This is a genomic window from Ruminococcus sp. BSD2780120874_150323_B10 (assembly GCF_015553695.1).
GTDB classification, from domain to species: Bacteria; Bacillota; Clostridia; order Oscillospirales; family Acutalibacteraceae; genus Ruminococcoides; species Ruminococcoides intestinale_A.
The window spans coordinates 1-17,600 of the sequence record NZ_JADNHD010000013.1 but is presented as its reverse complement, the minus strand read 5'-3'; the positions used below and the strand labels follow the sequence as shown (position 1 = coordinate 17,600).

At 37.9% G+C, this 17,600-nt stretch carries 18 protein-coding genes; 13 read left to right on the top strand and 5 right to left on the bottom strand.

All coding sequences use genetic code 11. The features are described from left to right. Positions 1–118: 118 nt before the first annotated feature. Positions 119–1,408: an MATE family efflux transporter gene (locus I2E21_RS09070; RefSeq protein WP_207735329.1), complete on the top strand. Its 1,290-nt coding sequence runs from the start codon at positions 119–121 to the stop codon at positions 1,406–1,408. Positions 1,409–1,546: 138 nt separating this feature from the next. On the opposite strand, the gene I2E21_RS09065 is transcribed toward I2E21_RS09070, so the two are convergent. Beyond that, entirely contained in the window at positions 1,547–1,936 is a 390-nt protein-coding gene (locus tag I2E21_RS09065) for a hypothetical protein (RefSeq protein ID WP_186935889.1), read from the bottom strand. Positions 1,937–2,078: 142 nt separating this feature from the next. Beyond that, positions 2,079–2,528 (bottom strand): MerR family transcriptional regulator, encoded by a 450-nt coding sequence (locus tag I2E21_RS09060; RefSeq protein ID WP_195411123.1) that lies wholly within the window; start codon positions 2,526–2,528, stop codon positions 2,079–2,081. 215 nt (positions 2,529–2,743) lie between these two features. Here I2E21_RS09060 and I2E21_RS09055 point away from each other — a divergent pair, with 215 nt between their 5' ends. The 3 genes from I2E21_RS09055 to I2E21_RS12570 all read left to right on the top strand — a co-directional run bounded on the left by I2E21_RS09055 (position 2,744) and on the right by I2E21_RS12570 (position 7,157). Beyond that, positions 2,744–5,365 carry a valine--tRNA ligase gene (locus I2E21_RS09055; RefSeq protein ID WP_195411122.1) on the top strand — a complete coding sequence of 874 codons (2,622 nt, stop codon included), beginning with the start codon at positions 2,744–2,746 and terminating at the stop codon, positions 5,363–5,365. 136 nt (positions 5,366–5,501) lie between these two features. Beyond that, positions 5,502–6,116 (top strand): transposase, encoded by a 615-nt coding sequence (locus tag I2E21_RS12575; RefSeq protein ID WP_347708281.1) that lies wholly within the window; start codon positions 5,502–5,504, stop codon positions 6,114–6,116. Positions 6,117–6,254: 138 nt separating this feature from the next. Beyond that, positions 6,255–7,157, top strand: coding sequence for a transposase (locus I2E21_RS12570; RefSeq protein WP_333780934.1), 903 nt, complete (start codon positions 6,255–6,257; stop codon positions 7,155–7,157). A gap of 131 nt (positions 7,158–7,288) precedes the next feature. On the opposite strand, the gene I2E21_RS09045 is transcribed toward I2E21_RS12570, so the two are convergent. The 3 genes from I2E21_RS09045 to I2E21_RS09035 form a co-directional block, all read right to left on the bottom strand. Next, positions 7,289–7,720, bottom strand: a complete 432-nt coding sequence (locus I2E21_RS09045; RefSeq protein WP_195411121.1) for a hypothetical protein — start codon at positions 7,718–7,720, stop codon at positions 7,289–7,291. A 2-nt stretch (positions 7,721–7,722) separates the two neighbouring features. Beyond that, the gene (locus tag I2E21_RS09040) at positions 7,723–8,166 is read right to left on the bottom strand and encodes a VWA domain-containing protein (protein WP_022234420.1); all 444 of its coding nucleotides are present in this window, start codon (positions 8,164–8,166) and stop codon (positions 7,723–7,725) included. Between the two features lie 68 nt (positions 8,167–8,234). Then, the gene (locus tag I2E21_RS09035; protein ID WP_195411120.1) at positions 8,235–8,591 is read right to left on the bottom strand and encodes a GNAT family N-acetyltransferase; all 357 of its coding nucleotides are present in this window, start codon (positions 8,589–8,591) and stop codon (positions 8,235–8,237) included. Between the two features lie 184 nt (positions 8,592–8,775). Between I2E21_RS09035 and alr the strand changes: the two genes are divergently transcribed. The 9 genes from alr to rbr all read left to right on the top strand — a co-directional run bounded on the left by alr (position 8,776) and on the right by rbr (position 17,322). Further along, entirely contained in the window at positions 8,776–9,954 is a 1,179-nt protein-coding gene (alr, locus tag I2E21_RS09030) for an alanine racemase (protein WP_195411119.1), read from the top strand. Next, on the top strand, positions 9,951–12,509 hold the full coding sequence (gene polA, locus I2E21_RS09025; RefSeq protein WP_195411118.1) for a DNA polymerase I: 2,559 nt from the start codon (positions 9,951–9,953) through the stop codon (positions 12,507–12,509). The genes alr and polA overlap by 4 nt, the downstream gene beginning before the upstream one ends. Further along, complete coding sequence (locus I2E21_RS09020; RefSeq protein ID WP_022234416.1) at positions 12,493–12,924, top strand: protein-tyrosine-phosphatase; 432 nt, start codon at positions 12,493–12,495, stop codon at positions 12,922–12,924. Before polA ends, I2E21_RS09020 begins: the two co-directional genes overlap by 17 nt. Next, a complete protein-coding gene (rimI, locus tag I2E21_RS09015) occupies positions 12,914–13,348 on the top strand; it encodes a ribosomal protein S18-alanine N-acetyltransferase (protein ID WP_178585992.1) in 435 nt (144 codons plus the stop codon). The genes I2E21_RS09020 and rimI overlap by 11 nt, the downstream gene beginning before the upstream one ends. A gap of 21 nt (positions 13,349–13,369) precedes the next feature. Beyond that, positions 13,370–14,377: a tRNA (adenosine(37)-N6)-threonylcarbamoyltransferase complex transferase subunit TsaD gene (gene tsaD, locus I2E21_RS09010; protein ID WP_022234414.1), complete on the top strand. Its 1,008-nt coding sequence runs from the start codon at positions 13,370–13,372 to the stop codon at positions 14,375–14,377. 141 nt (positions 14,378–14,518) lie between these two features. Next, entirely contained in the window at positions 14,519–15,055 is a 537-nt protein-coding gene (locus I2E21_RS12315; RefSeq protein WP_195411117.1) for a DUF4190 domain-containing protein, read from the top strand. A gap of 613 nt (positions 15,056–15,668) precedes the next feature. After that, positions 15,669–16,160, top strand: coding sequence for a hypothetical protein (locus tag I2E21_RS08995; protein WP_195411115.1), 492 nt, complete (start codon positions 15,669–15,671; stop codon positions 16,158–16,160). Positions 16,161–16,260: 100 nt separating this feature from the next. Then, the gene (locus I2E21_RS08990; protein WP_186935911.1) at positions 16,261–16,605 is read left to right on the top strand and encodes a DUF2752 domain-containing protein; all 345 of its coding nucleotides are present in this window, start codon (positions 16,261–16,263) and stop codon (positions 16,603–16,605) included. A 177-nt stretch (positions 16,606–16,782) separates the two neighbouring features. Next, positions 16,783–17,322, top strand: a complete 540-nt coding sequence (gene rbr / locus I2E21_RS08985; RefSeq protein WP_022234411.1) for a rubrerythrin — start codon at positions 16,783–16,785, stop codon at positions 17,320–17,322. Positions 17,323–17,600 lie beyond the last annotated feature (278 nt).

The following is a 17,600-nucleotide window of genomic DNA, read 5'->3' as shown; positions in this document are numbered from 1 at the left end:
AGTGAAAACTTCCTTTGACATCTGCAAAACTAAAATAGTATAATATATAAAGATGTGTTGCACTACTGCGTAATTCCAATCAGTAGTGCAGCACTTTTTTGTTTTAAGAGGTGTTTTTATGAAAAAAATAAAAGAAAAAGACAAAATGGAAATTTTGCCTGTTAAAAGCCTTATGCTTAGAATGGGTGTTCCTATGATACTTTCTATGGTACTGCAGGCAGTTTATAATATTGTTGACAGTGCTTTTGTATCTAATATGGAAGATAACGGTGAACTTGCGCTTAATGCGCTTACGCTTGCCTTCCCTTTGCAAATGTTAATAGTTGCAATCGGCATAGGTACAGGTGTGGGTGTTAATGTTCTTGTAGCAAAAAGCCTTGGAGAGGGTAACAGAAACTATGCCGATAAGGCTGCGGGTAACGGTGTATTTCTTGCTGTTGTTATTTACGCAGTGTTTTTAATATTCGGATTGTTCGGTGTTAAATTATATATCGGCACGCAGACTGCAAACGGAATTGTTTTAGAAATGGCGTGTGATTATTTAAGAATATGCTGCGTATATTCTTTTGGACTTGTATTTTTCTCTCTTTATGAAAAACTTTTACAAGCAACAGGCAAATCGGTATTTTCGACAATTGCACAGATTTGCGGCGCAGTTGCAAATATTATTCTTGACCCTATTATGATTTACGGTTTGTTAGGCTGTCCGAAATTCGGTGTAAAGGGTGCTGCATACGCTACGGTTATCGGTCAAATTATTTCACTTGCGGTTGCTTTTATTTTTCATATAAAGTTTAACAAAGATATAACCAATAATGTTAAAAACATTAAGCCGTCGGCAAATACAATACTGAACATTTACAAAATCGGTTTGCCTGCAATAATTGCACAGGCACTTATGTCGGTTATGACTTACGGCTTTAATCTTATTTTGGGTACGGTCAGTGAGGCGATGGTAACAGCTTACGGATTGTACTATAAAATACAGCAATTCATACTTTTTGCAGCGTTCGGATTAAGGGACGCCATAACTCCGATTATGTCATATGCTTTTGGAATGAAGAGTAAAAAGAGAATTGACGACAGTATAAAATTCGGCTCAATTTACACAACAGTAATAATGTTTGTAGGTCTGGCGGTAATAGAAATTATAGCTAATCCGCTTTCAAGTGCCTTTGGACTTTCGGGTGAAACACAATTTTTATGTATCGGCGCAATGCGGATTGTTTCTGCAAGTTTTATATTTGCCGGCATTAACATAGCTTTTCAGGGAATGTTTCAGGCAATTAACGGCGGAATGCAGTCGCTGATAGTTTCAGTTTGCAGACAACTTGTGTTTGTATTGCCTCTTGCATGGATATTTACTGTGCTTGTCAATAAATCAATTTGCGGCGAATGGATAATTTAGCTTTCCGTACCTGTTGCAGAGATTTTGTCTGCCGTTATTTCGGTTGTATTAATGAAAAAGTTATACCAAAAACAGATTAACAATAAAACAGAAGCATAAAAATTCCCCTGCATACTCAAAAATATGCAGGGGAAAGTTTTAATTCTGGTCTTTTATAAATGTAAATGATGTTGTGTTATCGTACGAATAGGTGAGAGTTTGCCTTGTCGCTTCATAACTCAGCTTTTCGCTGTTGCCGTTTAGTGTAGCGTCAACGCTTGTGCCGCTGAAAACATAACTGCCTTTATATTCAATACCCGCAAGCGTTGCGGTACAGCTGCCGTTTCCTTTAAAATTAAATTCAAAATATCCGTCCTTAAGCTCAAGCTCGCTGTATTGTACGGTTTCTCCGTCGATAACGGCAGATACAGGGACCCATTTTCCCTTTAACACCTCATTTTCGCTTTTATCACCGCAACCGCTGAAAAGAAAAATTACAGCAAAAAGTGATAAGAAAACAGGTAAGGTGCGCTTTATAATAAATTTCATTGTGACACATCCCGATATTGATATAATATATATTATTTTATCATTTTTTGCGTTTTTAGTCAATTTACGGAATGTAAAGTATTTCTAACATATTAATGATATGAATGTGCAAATTGTAAGAATTTATATGAATTTATATGAATTACTGGTGACCTTTAAGTTTCGACACCGCTTTTTTCAGTTCCTGCGGTATATCGTCGGCGCTTAGTGTATCATGAATTTTGCAAGTGCCGGCTTTTTGCGCAGTTTCGTAATACCAGCATTTGTAATCTAAAATTCCGAGAGTTTCATTCAGTTTTTCCATTTGAGCAAGTACGGCATCTCTTTGCTTTCTGATAAGCTCAAGTCGCTTGTCAATTGAAGAATCCCCCTCAAGAGTCCAGTCTATAAAAACTTTGATGTCTTTAAGCGACATACCTGTTCTTTTAAGACATTCAATGAGAGTTAATAACTCGTAATCGGAATCGTCAAAAATGCGGATACCGCCGTTTGTACGCTGTACATTCGGCATAAGTCCTTCTTTGTCATAATATCTAAGAGTTGACGGCTGCATATCAAGTCTTTTTGAAATTTCACCTATAGTATATTGCATAAGAACACCTCGTTTAAGTTAAAGTAAGCTATAAGTATTGTAGCATTTCAAAATTTGACTGTCAACATAATTCTTATAACACAAAATGTTTTGAATATGATTAATTACTATGATTTTTTATCTCTGCATAATTGACAAATTGCAAGCAAAATGCGATAATATAAAGGTATATTTGTCGGGTAATCTGCCCGAATAAATTGTAAGGAGATATGATTATGGCAAAGGAGCTTGCTAAATCCTACAAACCGTCTGAGTTTGAGGACAGAATTTATGATTTCTGGATGAAGGGCAACTACTTCCATGCAGAAGTTGACAAAGATAAAAAACCATACACAATCGTTATGCCGCCGCCAAACATTACAGGTCAGCTGCATATCGGTCACGCACTTGACCTTACACTTCAGGATACTCTCATTCGTTGGAGAAGAATGCAGGGCTATGCTGCACTTTGGCTTCCGGGTACAGACCATGCGTCTATTGCGACAGAGGCTAAAATTGTTGAGGCTATGCGCAAAGAGGGCGTTACCAAAGATGATTTAGGCAGAGAGGGTTTCCTCAAACGTGCCTGGGAGTGGAAAGAAGAGTACGGCGGAAGAATTACCCGTCAGTTCCGTAAACTCGGTTCAAGCTGTGACTGGCAGCGTGAGCGCTTTACAATGGACGAGGGTTGTTCTAAGGCGGTTAAGGAAGTTTTCGTAAAACTTTACAATAAAGGACTTATCTACCGTGGTGAGCGTATTATCAACTGGTGCCCGCATTGCTGTACATCAATTTCAGACGCAGAGGTGGATTTTGCAGAGCAGGAGGGCTTTTTCTGGCATCTCCGCTATCCGTTAAAGGACGGCAGCGGTTATGTTGAGCTTGCTACAACAAGACCTGAAACACTTTTGGGCGATACTGCGGTTGCGGTAAATCCCGATGATGAAAGATATAAAGACATTGTAGGCAAAACACTTATTCTTCCGCTTGTAGGCAGAGAAATTCCTGTTGTTGCCGATGCATATGTTGAAAAGGATTTTGGTACAGGTGTAGTTAAAATTACTCCTGCACACGACCCTAACGACTTTGAAGTCGGCTTAAGACATAACCTTGAGGTAATCAATGTTATGGACGATACAGCCCATATGAACGAAAATGCCGGAAAATATCAGGGTATGGACAGATACGAGTGCCGTGAAGCAATCGTTAAAGACCTTGAAGAGGGCGGTTTCCTCGTTAAGATTGAGCCTCACACTCACAATGTAGGTACTTGCTACCGTTGTAAGACAACTGTTGAGCCGAGAGTGTCAAAGCAGTGGTTCGTAAAAATGGAACCTCTTGCAAAGCCTGCAATCAAGTGTGTTAAGGAAAAGCAGACACAGATTATTCCGGAAAGATTTGAAAAAGTATATTATCACTGGATGGAGAACATCAAGGATTGGTGTATTTCCCGTCAGCTTTGGTGGGGACACAGAATTCCTGCTTGGTATTGTGACGATTGCGGTGAGGTTATCGTAGCAAAGGAAACTCCCGTAGCTTGCCCTAAGTGCGGTAAAAATCATTTGCATCAGGACGAAGATACTCTTGATACATGGTTCAGTTCGGCTTTATGGCCGTTCTCAACACTCGGCTGGCCTGACAAGACACCTGAGCTTGAGTATTTCTATCCTACAAATACACTTGTAACCGGTTATGATATTATTTTCTTCTGGGTTGCAAGAATGATATTCTCTGCTATTGAGCAGACAGGTCAAGCACCGTTCAAGACCGTATTTATGCACGGTATTGTAAGAGATGAGCTTGGCAGAAAGATGTCTAAGTCACTTGGTAACGGTCCTGACCCGATTGATGTTATCAACAGATACGGTGCCGATGCGCTCAGATTCCTGCTTGTAACGGGTAACTCACCGGGAAATGACATCAGATATTCGGAAAAGCGTATTGAGGCTTGCGCTAATTTTGCTAATAAGCTTTGGAATGCTGCCCGTTATGTTCATATGAATATCGACGATTATGATGTTGAGAACAAACTTCCCGACACTCTTACTACAGAGGACAAGTGGATTGTTTCTAAGTTCAATACAGTAGCTAAGGAAGTAAACGAAAACCTTGAAAAATTTGAGCTTGGTATTGCTGTTCAGAAAGTTTACGAGTTCATTTGGGATTGTTACTGCGACTGGTATATTGAACTTGCTAAGACAAGACTTTCGGGTGACGGCGAGGACGCTCAAAATGCAAGACAGGTACTTCTTTATGTACTTGATCAGATTTTAAGACTTCTCCATCCGTTTATGCCGTATGTAACAGAAGAAATTTGGCAGACTATTCCTCACGAGGGTGAAACCGTTATGCTTGCTAAGTATCCGGAGTTCAAGGCAGAACTTGACTTCCCGGAGGATGTTGCCGAAATGGAAAGAGTTATGGACGCTATCCGTGCTATCCGTAACCGCCGCAGTGAGATGAATGTTCCGCCGTCAAAGAAAGCTAAGGTTTATGTTGCAACTAAGTTTGCGGATACATTTACCAACGGCACACCTTTCATTCAGAAACTTGCTTCTGCAAATGAAGTTGAAATTGCGGAGAGTTTTGACATTGACGGTGCAGTAACGGTTGTTACCGCTGATGCAAAGATTTATATTCCGCTTAGCGAACTTGTTGACAAAGACGCAGAAATTGCAAGACTTAACAAGGAGCTTGAGCAGGTTAAGAAAAGACTTGCACAGAGCGAGGGTAAGCTTAACAATGCAGGCTTTGTTGCAAAAGCACCTGAAGCCGTTATCGAAAAAGTAAAGGGTCAGGCTGCAAAGGAAAGAGAGCAGATTGCACTCATTACAGCAGCTATTGACGCATTAAAATAAAAATTAAGGGTGCTGTCGCAATAACAGCTCCAAAAAGAAAAGCCGGGTAGCCCGAAAGGGTTGCCCGGTTAGTGCTTTCTATAGTATAATTTAATTGCAAACAAAACCACAAAGAAAGCAAGTAAATTATACAACAATGAGAAGCAGAAATCAATTGGTTTTACCATTAAATTTAGAAATAAAAATCGAGAAAAATGATCCGGTAAGAAAATTAGCGGAAATATGTGATGAATTAGATTACACAAAGCTCTATTCTTTGTACCTGAGAAGCTGGCGAAAAATAGATCCGGCAGTTTTGTTTGAGATACTTGTGTTTGCATATATGAACGGCATTTATTCAAGCAGGGATATTGAAAAAGCATGCAAAAATGATATTCGCTTTATGTGGCTTTTGCAGGAGGAACCTGTTCCGAACCACTCAACCTTTGCAAGATTTCAAAATGAAAGGCTTGCCGGAGTAATTGAGGAGTTGTTCTGTCAATTGGTTGAAAAACTCTGTGATTTAGGCGAAATTTCTTACAAAAACATATTCATAGACGGTACAAAAATAGAAGCCAATGCCAACAGATATACCTTTGTCTGGGCGAAGGCGGTAGAAAAGAATCTACAAAAATTAAAAAATAAAATTAATCAGGAACTGGCTTCTATTTGTGAAAAATACGGATTAGCCGACGGAAGTAATTTGGAAGAGGTAATTGAGTTTCTGAACTGTTCAATTCAATTGCTTAATATTGAATTTGTACATGGATGAGGCAAACACAAAACGCAGCTGCAACGGGATTACGAGAAACTTTACAGTTATCTTGAAAGACTGGACAACTACAACAAAAGTCTAGAAATATGCGGCAAGAGAAAGAGCTATTCAAAAACTGATACGGATGCGACCTTTATGAGGATGAAAGAGGATCATATGCTCAACGGACAGCTCAAGCCGGGATACAATGTACAGATAGGAGTAGAGAGCGAATATATTGTCGGAGTAGGCTTGTTTCCTAATCCCACAGACACAACTACACTGATACCGTTTCTAGAGAGAATACGAAAAAACACCGAAAAGAAATACGAAAATATCATAGCAGATGCAGGATATGCAAGTGAGGAAAATTACACATATCTTGAATCGGAAGAACAAAATGCGTATATCAAGCCTGCCGATTATGAGATTAGCAAAAAGCGAAAATACAAGAATGATATTTACCGCAAAGAGAATCTCTTTTACGATGAAACAGGAGATTACTTTGTGTGTCCTAATGGCAAAAAGCTGATCTTTGCTTATGATAGCAAACGCAAAAGTCAGAATGGATATGAAACAACAAGGAGAAATTATATATGTGAGGACTGTTCAGGCTGTCCGCACCGAGAAAAATGCTACAAGGGAAAATATGAAAATCGAAAGATAGCGTTTTCTCCGACAATGGCAAGGCAGAAGAAGGAAGCCACACAACGGATAACTACAGATGAGGGTATTATCCTGAGAATGAACCGTTCAATTCAGGTAGAGGGAGCATTCGGAGTAATCAAGCAAGACTTTGCATTTAGAAGATTTTTAACGAGAGGAAAAAAAAGACCGAAACGCAATTTTTTCTTCTTGCATTCGCTTTCAATATTCAAAAACTATGGAACCGAACAAAATCTGACCGTTTTCACAAACCTTTATTTGAGAAAAAAATCGCATAGCGTTAAGAAAAGTAAACAATCCGAAAAAAGAGGATGGAAATTTTATCCACCCTCTGAATTAGTGCGTATGCCATTGAAGATATTTTCAACTTTTTTAAAATTTCATTCTTACTAAAACTTAATCTATCAAAAAAATAGGGACTGTTGCAAATTTCACTCATTTGCGACAGCCCCTTCTGGCTGATAAACTATATTATTTACTATAATCACCACAGTTGGTTTTCATGGGCTTTATTAAATGAAAAATTACCAGTCGAATAAAAACCTATTGGATTCATCATATGTGCTACTGCTGAAATTCAAATCCTCCCAATATAATCTAAAGGATTTTTCACTCCCTTTATTATTGATGGTCGTTATTTTTACATATTCATCATGCCATTCCAATCTGTAGTTTTTTTCATCCGGAACATCACCGTCATTATCCACAGTAATCATCATAGTTGACGTTTCATGATTTTCATTAAATATCATTATTTGAACGCAGATTCTTTCCGAAGTATTGTTGCCGATAAAATTAGCTACAATAGTGTGTTGTTCATCGGGAGAAACTTCTCTGAACCATTGTGGATCTTTTATTGTTGTATGTTCACTGATATAACTGCAAGATAAAGGCAACAATAAAAATAAAAATACAATAATAATCGTTTCGATTATGACGATAATTTTAAACTTCAATATTATCTCTCCTTTTGCAACTGATGCATCAAAAAGTCAGTAAAAGCCTCGGCAGATGCATTCGATTGATTTTCTGAAAAATTATAATATTCAGTTCCATCAACCTTATTTGATTCATTGAATAATGGCCACCTTAACATATCTATATCTAAAAGATAATTAGTATTTGTATAGGTTTTAACAAGGTTTAATATTGTTTCTCTGTTCCAATTATTTGTAAATGAACTATATCTTTTTTTGTAACCATCACTATAATATGTTTTAGTTGAATCAGCTAAACAATTTGAGGTTCCATCTAATAAAGTGTAGATATTATATGCATCTGTATCAGCATACAAATCCTTCATAGATAATGAAAAATCATTGTCACCAATTAATTGATAAAATTTATTATAAAATTCATCATAATTATCACTACCGTCCAATTGAATATAAGTATTAATCATTAACGTTTATAAATCTCCTGCCCAACCTCCTAAATTATTGAAATGATATTCCAACATTTCTGTTTTAACTACAGTTGTTGCATTTTTGTAAATCCGTTTTCCTTGCCTTGAACAAGGCAGTCCGAAACAAGCTTTTCACCGATATGTAAATTTCTTGCACTGCTTTTTACAGCATAGCTTGCGTTGCAAATGTGACCGCATCTGCCTACATTGTTGGGATGAAGAATGTATAAGCCTAAAATTTCGTGACTTTCGGTATTTTCCGCAACCGCACAATATGTTTGTGAACCGAAAAATTCCGCACCGCTGTTTTCGTCAAGTAAATCAAGCTGCGGAAAGGCTATTCCGTCCTCTACAACTTCGTTCCAGATTTCAACCATGGCAGGGTAATCGCTTATGACTGCTTTGCGAATATTTATTTCCATAAAATCAACCTTTTGTGCGTAATCTACTAATATTTTAGCACTCAGTTTTTCTTTGTCAATATGGATTGATTTATCGGTGTAAAAGTATTATAATAAATATTTAAGACAGTACAATTTGATTTGTAAAAATACAGATGTTTACGGTATTAAATTAGATGCGAATAAAAATAAAAGAGGTAGTTTGATGGATTACTTAAAGAGAACCTGGGCAGAGGTATCGCTTGATGCAATTAAGCATAATTTTAATGAAATAAAAAACAAAGTCGGCGGCAGAGCAAAGATTTGCTGCGTTATAAAAGCAGACGGTTACGGTCACGGCGCCGTTGAACTGTCTAAACTCTATGAGCAACTTGGCGCTGACTTTTTTGCCGTTTCAAATATTGACGAGGGTATTGAAATCCGTGAGGCAGGCGCAAAATTGCCTATTGTAATTTTAGGCTTTACTCCTGCAAATGAAGCTAAACGACTTTCGGAATATAACATTTCTCAAGCGGTCTACAGCCTTGAATACGCAAAAATGCTTTCTCAGGCTTGCTGTGAGCAGAATGTGGTTTGTAAAATTCACATCAAAGTTGATACCGGTATGAGCAGAATAGGTTTTATGTGTCAGGAATTTCCGAGAGATGATTATTCTGTCGAAGAAATCAGAACAGCCTGCACTCTAAAAAATCTTGAGCTTGAGGGTATGTTTACTCATTTCTGTGTGTCGGATGAAGCCGAGGACGGCAAAGACTTTACAGAAAAGCAGTACAGTTGCTTTTCTTATGTAAGGGATAAACTTAAAGAATCGGGAATTAACATTAAGATTTGCCACTGTTCAAACAGCGGTGCTATTGAAGATTACGAGCATACATATTGCGATATGGTAAGAGCGGGTATTATACTTTACGGACTTGCTCCGTCGTATAAAATTCAGAATAATTTAAATCTTATTCCCGCAATGACTTTAAAATCAACGGTTGCATATGTAAAAAATCTTAAAAAGGGTGCTGATATTTCATACGGAAGAACATTTACCGCTCCTAAAGATATGAAGATTGCAACTGTTCCGATTGGATATGCCGACGGTTTTATTCGTCAGAACGCAAAGGACGGATATATGCTTGTCAACGGTAAAAAAGCAAAAATTGTGGGCAGAATATGTATGGACCAGACTATGATTGATGTTACCGATATTGAAGATGTAAAAATCGGTGACGAGGTAGTGATTTTCGGAACAGGCGAAAACGGCGAAATGACAGCCGATGACCTTGCAAAAAATACTGATACTATTAACTATGAAGTAGTTTGCCTTGTAGGCAAGCGTGTACCGAGAATTTATATTAAAAACGGAAAAGTAATGGATGTGATGTATAAGCTATGAGAATGCTTGTTATTGACGGAAACAGTATAGTAAACCGTGCTTTTTACGGTATAAGACCGCTTACAACAAAAGACGGTCAGTTTACAAATGCGATTTACGGATTTCTTACAATGCTCACAAAAATAAAAAACGAAGAAAATCCCGATGCGGTAGCTATTGCTTTTGACCTTAAAGCTCCTACTTTCCGCCACAAGGCATATGCAGGCTACAAGGCAACAAGAAAAGGTATGCCGGAAGAGCTTGCCTCACAGATTAAACCGCTAAAAGAGCTTTTACAGCTTTTGGGTTATACTCTTGTGACCTGCGAGGGATATGAGGCCGACGATATTTTGGGAACATTTGCAAAGGCTTGCGAGAAAAACGGCAACGAATGTGTGATTGCGACAGGTGACCGTGACAGCTTACAGCTTGTTTCCGATACAACAACAGTGCATCTCTGCACAAACAAGCAAGACATCAGTTATACACCCGCAAAAATTCTTGAGGATTACGGTGTTACACCAAAACAGCTTATAGAAATTAAGGCTATTCAAGGCGATTCGTCCGATAATATTCCCGGTGTTGCGGGAATCGGTCCTAAGGGTGCAGGCGATTTGATTTCACGCTTTGGCAGTATTGATTACATTTACAGCCATATTGACGAGATAGATGTTAAGGACGGAATCAGAAATAAACTTAAAAATTCCGAGGAAAATGCGAAGTTAAGCCGTATGCTCGGTGAGATTTTCTGCGAAGTTCCTATCAATACAAATGTTGAGGATTACAAAGTAGAATTAAAAGACCCCAAAGAATGTGCGAGGTTTATGGCAAAACTTGAGCTATTCTCGCTTATCGACAAACTCGGATTAAAAGAAATGCCGACAGCGGAGGAAAAGCCTGCAGCTGTGCAGAACTTTGAAGTTGTAGAAAATGCAGATGCTAATGTTCTGTATGAGAATATTAAAAAACAGGGTAAGGTATATTTTAAAACTGATTTTTCTGATATAGAAAATCCTGTTTGCAATATTCTTTTTGACGGTAAAGTTTATATTGTTAAGGATAACGAATTTTTCGACAAACTTCTTGAAAATGAAGAAATTTTGAAATTTACTCACGGCAGTAAGACAGTTTTTGCTTATGCCGATAAGAAGAATATTGAAGTAAAATCGCTTGCGTTTGATATTGAACTTGCGGCATATCTTATTGAGCCGTCATCAAAAGATTACAGTGACGAAAATTTATGCGGCGGTTACGGAATAACGCTTCCGAAAAACGAGAAGTTTTCGGAACTTTCTGCTCTTGCCGTGTATGATGTGCTTTGCGAAAAACTTAAGAAAGATATAGATACAAACGAACAGGAAAAGCTGTTGACAGATATTGAAATTCCTCTTGCAAAGGTGCTTGCTAAAATGGAGAACATCGGATTTGCCGTTGACAGGCAGGGTATAGAGGACTACGGCAAGATATTGCACGAACAGATAAAAAATCTTGAAAATGAGATATACACAAGTATCGGTTATGAATTTAACATAAATTCTCCGAAACAGCTTGGCAAGGCGCTTTTTGAAGATTTAGGACTTCCATGTAAGAAGAAAACAAAAAGCGGCTACAGTACAAACGCAGAGGTGCTTGAAAGTCTGCGCTACGAACATCCTGCGGTTGAAATGGTGCTTTCGTATCGTACGCTTGCAAAACTTTATTCAACCTATTGCGAGGGGCTGTTAAAGGTTATTGCCGAGGACGGCAGAATACACTCAAGTTTTAATCAAACCGAAACCAGAACGGGAAGAATCAGCTCAACAGAGCCTAATTTACAAAATATCCCTGTCCGTACAGAAATCGGCAGAGAATTGAGAAGGTTTTTTGCCGCAAGAGAGGGTTGGGTGCTTGTTGATGCCGATTATTCTCAAATTGAATTAAGAGTGCTTGCTCATATTTCGGGCGATAAGAATATGATAGAGGCATTTAATACGAATGCCGATATTCACACTATTACAGCGTCACAGGTTTTTAATATGCCTGTTGAAATGGTTACTCCTACAATGCGCAGTCGTGCCAAGGCGGTAAACTTCGGTATAGTTTACGGAATCGGTGCTTACTCACTTGCCAAGGATATTAAAGTAACCAATAAAGAGGCATCTAAATATATTAAAGACTACCTCGCTCATTACAGCGGTGTTGACGAATATATGAAAAATGTCGTTGAAAAAGCAAAGCGTGACGGTTATGTTGAAACAATGTTCGGCAGAAGAAGATATTTGCCTGAACTTAGCTCGGGCAAGCATATGATGAGAGCTTTCGGTGAGCGTGTGGCAAGAAATATGCCGATTCAGGGCACTGCCGCAGATATTATCAAAATCGCAATGATTAAAGTTGACGAAAGAATGAAAAAAGAGGGCTTGCAGGCAAGACTTATTTTGCAGGTGCACGATGAGTTGATTGTCGAGGCTCCCGAAAATGAAAAGGAAACAGTGGCAAAGCTGTTGCAGGAGGAAATGGAAAACGCCGTAAAACTTTCTGTTCCTCTTACCGCCGACGCTGCTGTCGGAAGGACTTGGTATGATGCCAAAAAATAAAATTATGTTTGTATGCACAGGCAATACTTGCCGCAGCCCTATGGCAGAGGCTGTTTTTAACCGTTTTGCAGAGGAAAAAGGACTTGCCGTAAGGGCAGAGAGTATGGGTACAACAACCGTTACGGGTATGCCTGTTTCTGAAAATTCGGTTGAAGTCTGCAAAGAAATCGGTATTGATATTTCGGATATGCATTCTACGGCTTATTCCGATAAAAAACTTGACGAATACGATAAATTCTACTGTATGTCGACTAGCCACAAGTTTTTTCTTATGACGCAGTGCGCTGTTCCTGCCGATAAAATCGAGGTTATTAATGTTGCCGACCCGTATATGTGCGGCGTTGAGGTTTACAGACAGTGCCGAGATGAAATTTGCAGTGCCGTTAAGGAAATTTTAAAGCAATATGAGAATTGAAGAAATGAAAGAAAGCCACCTTTTACAGGTGGCAGAGATTGAAAATAAATGCTTTTCTCATCCGTGGTCATTAAAAAGTCTTGAGTCTGAACTAAAAAACAACGGCTCGCATTTTTATGTAAGTGTTGAGGACGATAAGGTTCTCGGCTACATAGGAATGAATGTTGTTGTTGACGAAGGATATATTTTTAATGTGGCGGTTGATGAAAACGCACGAAAAAAGGGCATAGGTACGGCTTTGATAAATACTCTTGTTACCTTTGCCAAGAAAAACAGCCTGGCTTTTTTGACTCTTGAGGTAAGGCAATCCAATGAAAATGCAATAAGACTGTATTCAAACGCAGGCTTTGTTAAGGTGGGGGAGAGAAAGAATTATTATTCTGAACCTGTCGAAAACGCAATACTGATGACAAAGTATTTTTGATAAAACGAAAGGATTATTTTTATGAAGATACTTGCAATAGAGTCCTCTTGTGACGAAACCGCAGCAGCGGTTGTTGAGGACGGAAGAAAAGTTATATCCTCTGTTGTTGCCTCTCAGGTTGAGGAGCATAAACTGTATGGCGGTGTTGTTCCCGAAATTGCATCCCGCAGACACGCCGAGGCAATAGTGCCTGTTGTAAAAAACTCGCTTGAGCAGGCAGAACTTACTTTAAAAGAAATAGATGCAATTGCGGTTACATATGCACCGGGTCTTATAGGGGCTTTGCTTGTAGGAGTTAATTTTGCAAAGGGACTTTCTCTTTCAACAGGACTTCCGCTTGTTCCGACCCATCATTTAAGGTCGCACATTGCCTCTAATTATATTTCTAATCCCGATTTAAAACCGCCGTTTCTTTGCCTTGTTGTTTCGGGCGGTCACAGTCATATTGTAATGGTTGAGGATTACACAAAAATGCGCATTATCGGCAAAACAAGAGATGATGCGGCAGGCGAGGCATTTGATAAAGCGGCAAGAACTATGGGTATGCCGTATCCGGGCGGAATTGCACTTGATAAGGTAGCAGAGGACGGCGATCCTTTTGCATTTAAGTTGCCAAGACCTACCGTAAGCGGTTCACAGTATGATTTCAGCTTTTCGGGACTTAAAACAGCTGTAATAAATCTAATTCATAATTCTGCGCAAAAGGGCATAGAACTTAACAAGGCAGATGTTTGCGCATCTTTCAGATATGCGGTTGTTGACTGTTTAAAAACCAATTTTTTGAAAGCGGCAGAAGATTTAAAGGTTGACAAGCTGGTTATTGCGGGCGGTGTGTCTGCAAACCGACTTTTGCGTTCTTCTTTACAGGAAGAATGTGATAAGCACGGACTTGCTTTTTATATGCCCGAAAAATCTCTTTGCGGTGACAATGCGGCAATGGTTGGCTCGCAGGGATATTATGAATTTTTAAGCGGAAATATTGCAAGCACAGACCTTAATGCTTTTGCCACTATGAGTATTGAACTGTAAATAAATATGTATTAATTTGTGGCATTTGTTAATTAATTGTTGACATTTGTTGATTTGTACTTTATAATAAACATTAAGGTAAATTATGTATATTTACAGTGGTTTGCTGATTTTATGCTTACAAATTTATGGAGGAAAAAGATGGACAATTACAACAATAACGGCTACAACAACGATTCTTGGAATAACCCACAGGGCAACGGCCCGGATCCACAGCAGAATAACTACTCAAATCAGGGTTACCAGCAGCCTTACGGTACAGACAATAATCAGGGTTACCAGCAGCCTTACGGTACAGACAATAATCAGGGTTATCAGCAGCAGTCATATGGTGCAAATGATTATCAGCAGCCATACGGTTCACAGCCTGATTACAATAACTACAATCAGAATAACTATCAGCAGCAGTATCCTAACTACAATCAGTATCCTGTAGAGGATAAAAGCGCAAAGAATAATGCTACTGCATCACTTGTACTCGGTATTATAGGTCTTTGCTGTTGTGCTCCTTGCGGTATAGTTGGTCTTATTCTTGGTATTAATTCTAAAAAGGCAAAGCCTGAAAATAACGGACTTGCAACTGCAGGTATCATTCTTTCTATTATTGCTTTAGTAATATGGGCAATACTTCTTATTACTCAAATTGTTTCAGGCGCATTTATCAGTTCAATTTCCTAATTTACTATTAATTTTATTACATAGCAAGCAACAAGCGGACTATATGTCTGCTTGTTTTGCTTTGAGGTGATTTTTATTATTAAGCCGTACAATACATATCAAAAAATTTTGGTTTTAATTTTACCGTTTGCCTTACTTTTTTTGTGTTATCTGATTTGTGCTTTTGCGTTTAAGTACATTTCATTGCCACCGTGTTATATACATCATTTTACAGGTTTGTATTGCCCCGGCTGTGGAGCGACAAGAGCGGTATATGCGCTTGTTAACGGAGATATTCTGCTTTCGCTAAGGCAAAATGCTTTTTTAGCGGTTGGAATAGTTATTGTGCTTATTCTGTATATTCAGTTCGTACTCTGTGCTTTTGGTAAAAAAATCAATACATTTATTAATATGCAAGGTTTTATATGGATAATGTTTGCTTTATTGATTGTTTATACAATTTTAAGAAATATTTTTCCCGCACTTGCTCCTGTGGAGATTACATATTAAGCAGGTTTGTAAAATTATAATATTTTCAATAAATTATTGACATTAAAATAACTGTATTTTATAATTATATTGAGTAGGTTATATTAATTTGCTTTTGTGGCTTATTAAAATTTGGAGGAAAACTATGGACAATTACAACAACGATTCTTGGAACAATAACCAAAATCCACAGCAAAATCAGAATACATATTCTGCACAGGACTATCAGCAGCCATACGGTTCGCAAAACTATTCCGCACAGGATTACCAGCGACCATATGGGACTGACAACAATCAAAATTATCAGAATTCTTACGGCACAGGTTACAATCAGACTCCGTCTTATCAGCAGCCTAACTATAACAATATGAGCAATGACGAAGAGCATGTTTCTGTTCTTCACTGGATTGGAATTTTCTGCCTTAATATCATTCCGTGCGTAGGCCCTATTGTTTATCTTATTATGATGTTTGTTTGGGCTTTTGGCAGCACACCTAAAAAGTCACTTAAGAATTTTGCAAGAGCACAGCTTATCTTGTCTGCTATTGCATTAGGTATTATGATTATTATGATTATTATTTCAGCAGCAACAGGTGCTGCTTTATTCAGCGGTTCAAGCAGCTATAATTATTATTAATTTTTACAGCAAGTTTATATACGAGGTGGTATAAATAATTACTCCATATAAAACATATCAAAAAATATTGGTATTTATATTACCGTTTGCATCTGTTGGTATGGCGTATTTGTTTTCGTTGTATGTTTTCAGATACATAACATTACCGTCTTGTTATTTATACGAGCTTACAGGAATTTACTGTCCCGGATGCGGCTGTACAAGAGCGGTTTATGCGCTCATTCACGGAGATGTTATATTGTCGTTAAAGCAAAATCCGTTGGTTATAGTTTCTCTTGCTGCATTATTTGTACTTTATATTGAACTCGTTTTCAGAGCTTTCGGAAAAAAACTGCGCACATTTGTACACAGCAAATACTTTTTATGGGGTGCGTTTATAGCGATAATGATATATACGGTATTGAGAAATATATTTCCGCAGCTTGCTCCGATAGAGCTTGTGTAAAATTAAAACTTTATAATTTGGTAGAAAGAAAATGTAAAAGTTGCCTTTTTATTTTTTGAAAAATTTTTCGGAAAAGTGTTGACAAATACTCGAGAATAGTATATCATATAAATACAGTAATCGTTACTGATTTATATGATAATTATAGAAAATATGAATTAGAAAGGGTTGAACTTTATGGCAAATAAATATGCCGGTACACAGACAGAGAAAAATTTACTTGAGGCTTTTTCAGGTGAATCACAGGCAAGAAATAAATATACTTACTTTGCGTCAAAGGCTAAGAAAGACGGATTTGAGCAGATAGCTTCATTATTTCTGAAAACAGCAGATAATGAAAAAGAACATGCAAAGATGTGGTTTAAAGAATTGAACGGTATTGGCAGTACAGCAGAAAATCTTGCCGCAGCTGCAGAGGGCGAAAATTACGAGTGGACTGATATGTACGAAGGTTTTGCAAAGACAGCGGAGGAAGAGGGATTTCCTGAACTCGCAAAGAAATTCCGTATGGTCGGTGCTATTGAAAAAGCACACGAAGAGCGTTACCGTGCATTACTCCATAATGTTGAAATGCAGGAAGTGTTTGCAAAGAGTGAAGTTAAGGTATGGGAATGTCGTAACTGCGGTCATATTGTAGTAGGAGAGAAAGCTCCGCAGGTTTGCCCTGTGTGCGCTCACCCACAGTCATACTTTGAAATTCACGAAGAAAATTATTGATTATTGACAGAGTTTACTGTATAATAATTTAAATTCAAAAGATTTTAAATATAGTTTAGCAAACTGTTTTGCCAAGTAACTATAAAAGTATTTTGTTAAACCGTAATTAATAAAGAAAAGAAAATAGAACAATATAAAAACAGCAGTCAATATCGTAAAGTAATGACCCGACCCCCAAAAGTTAGACCTAAAAAATCTAATTTTGGAGGTCGGTATTTTTATGTCAAAATACAGTTATGAATTCAAGAAGAAGGTAGTAATGGACTACATAAATGGAA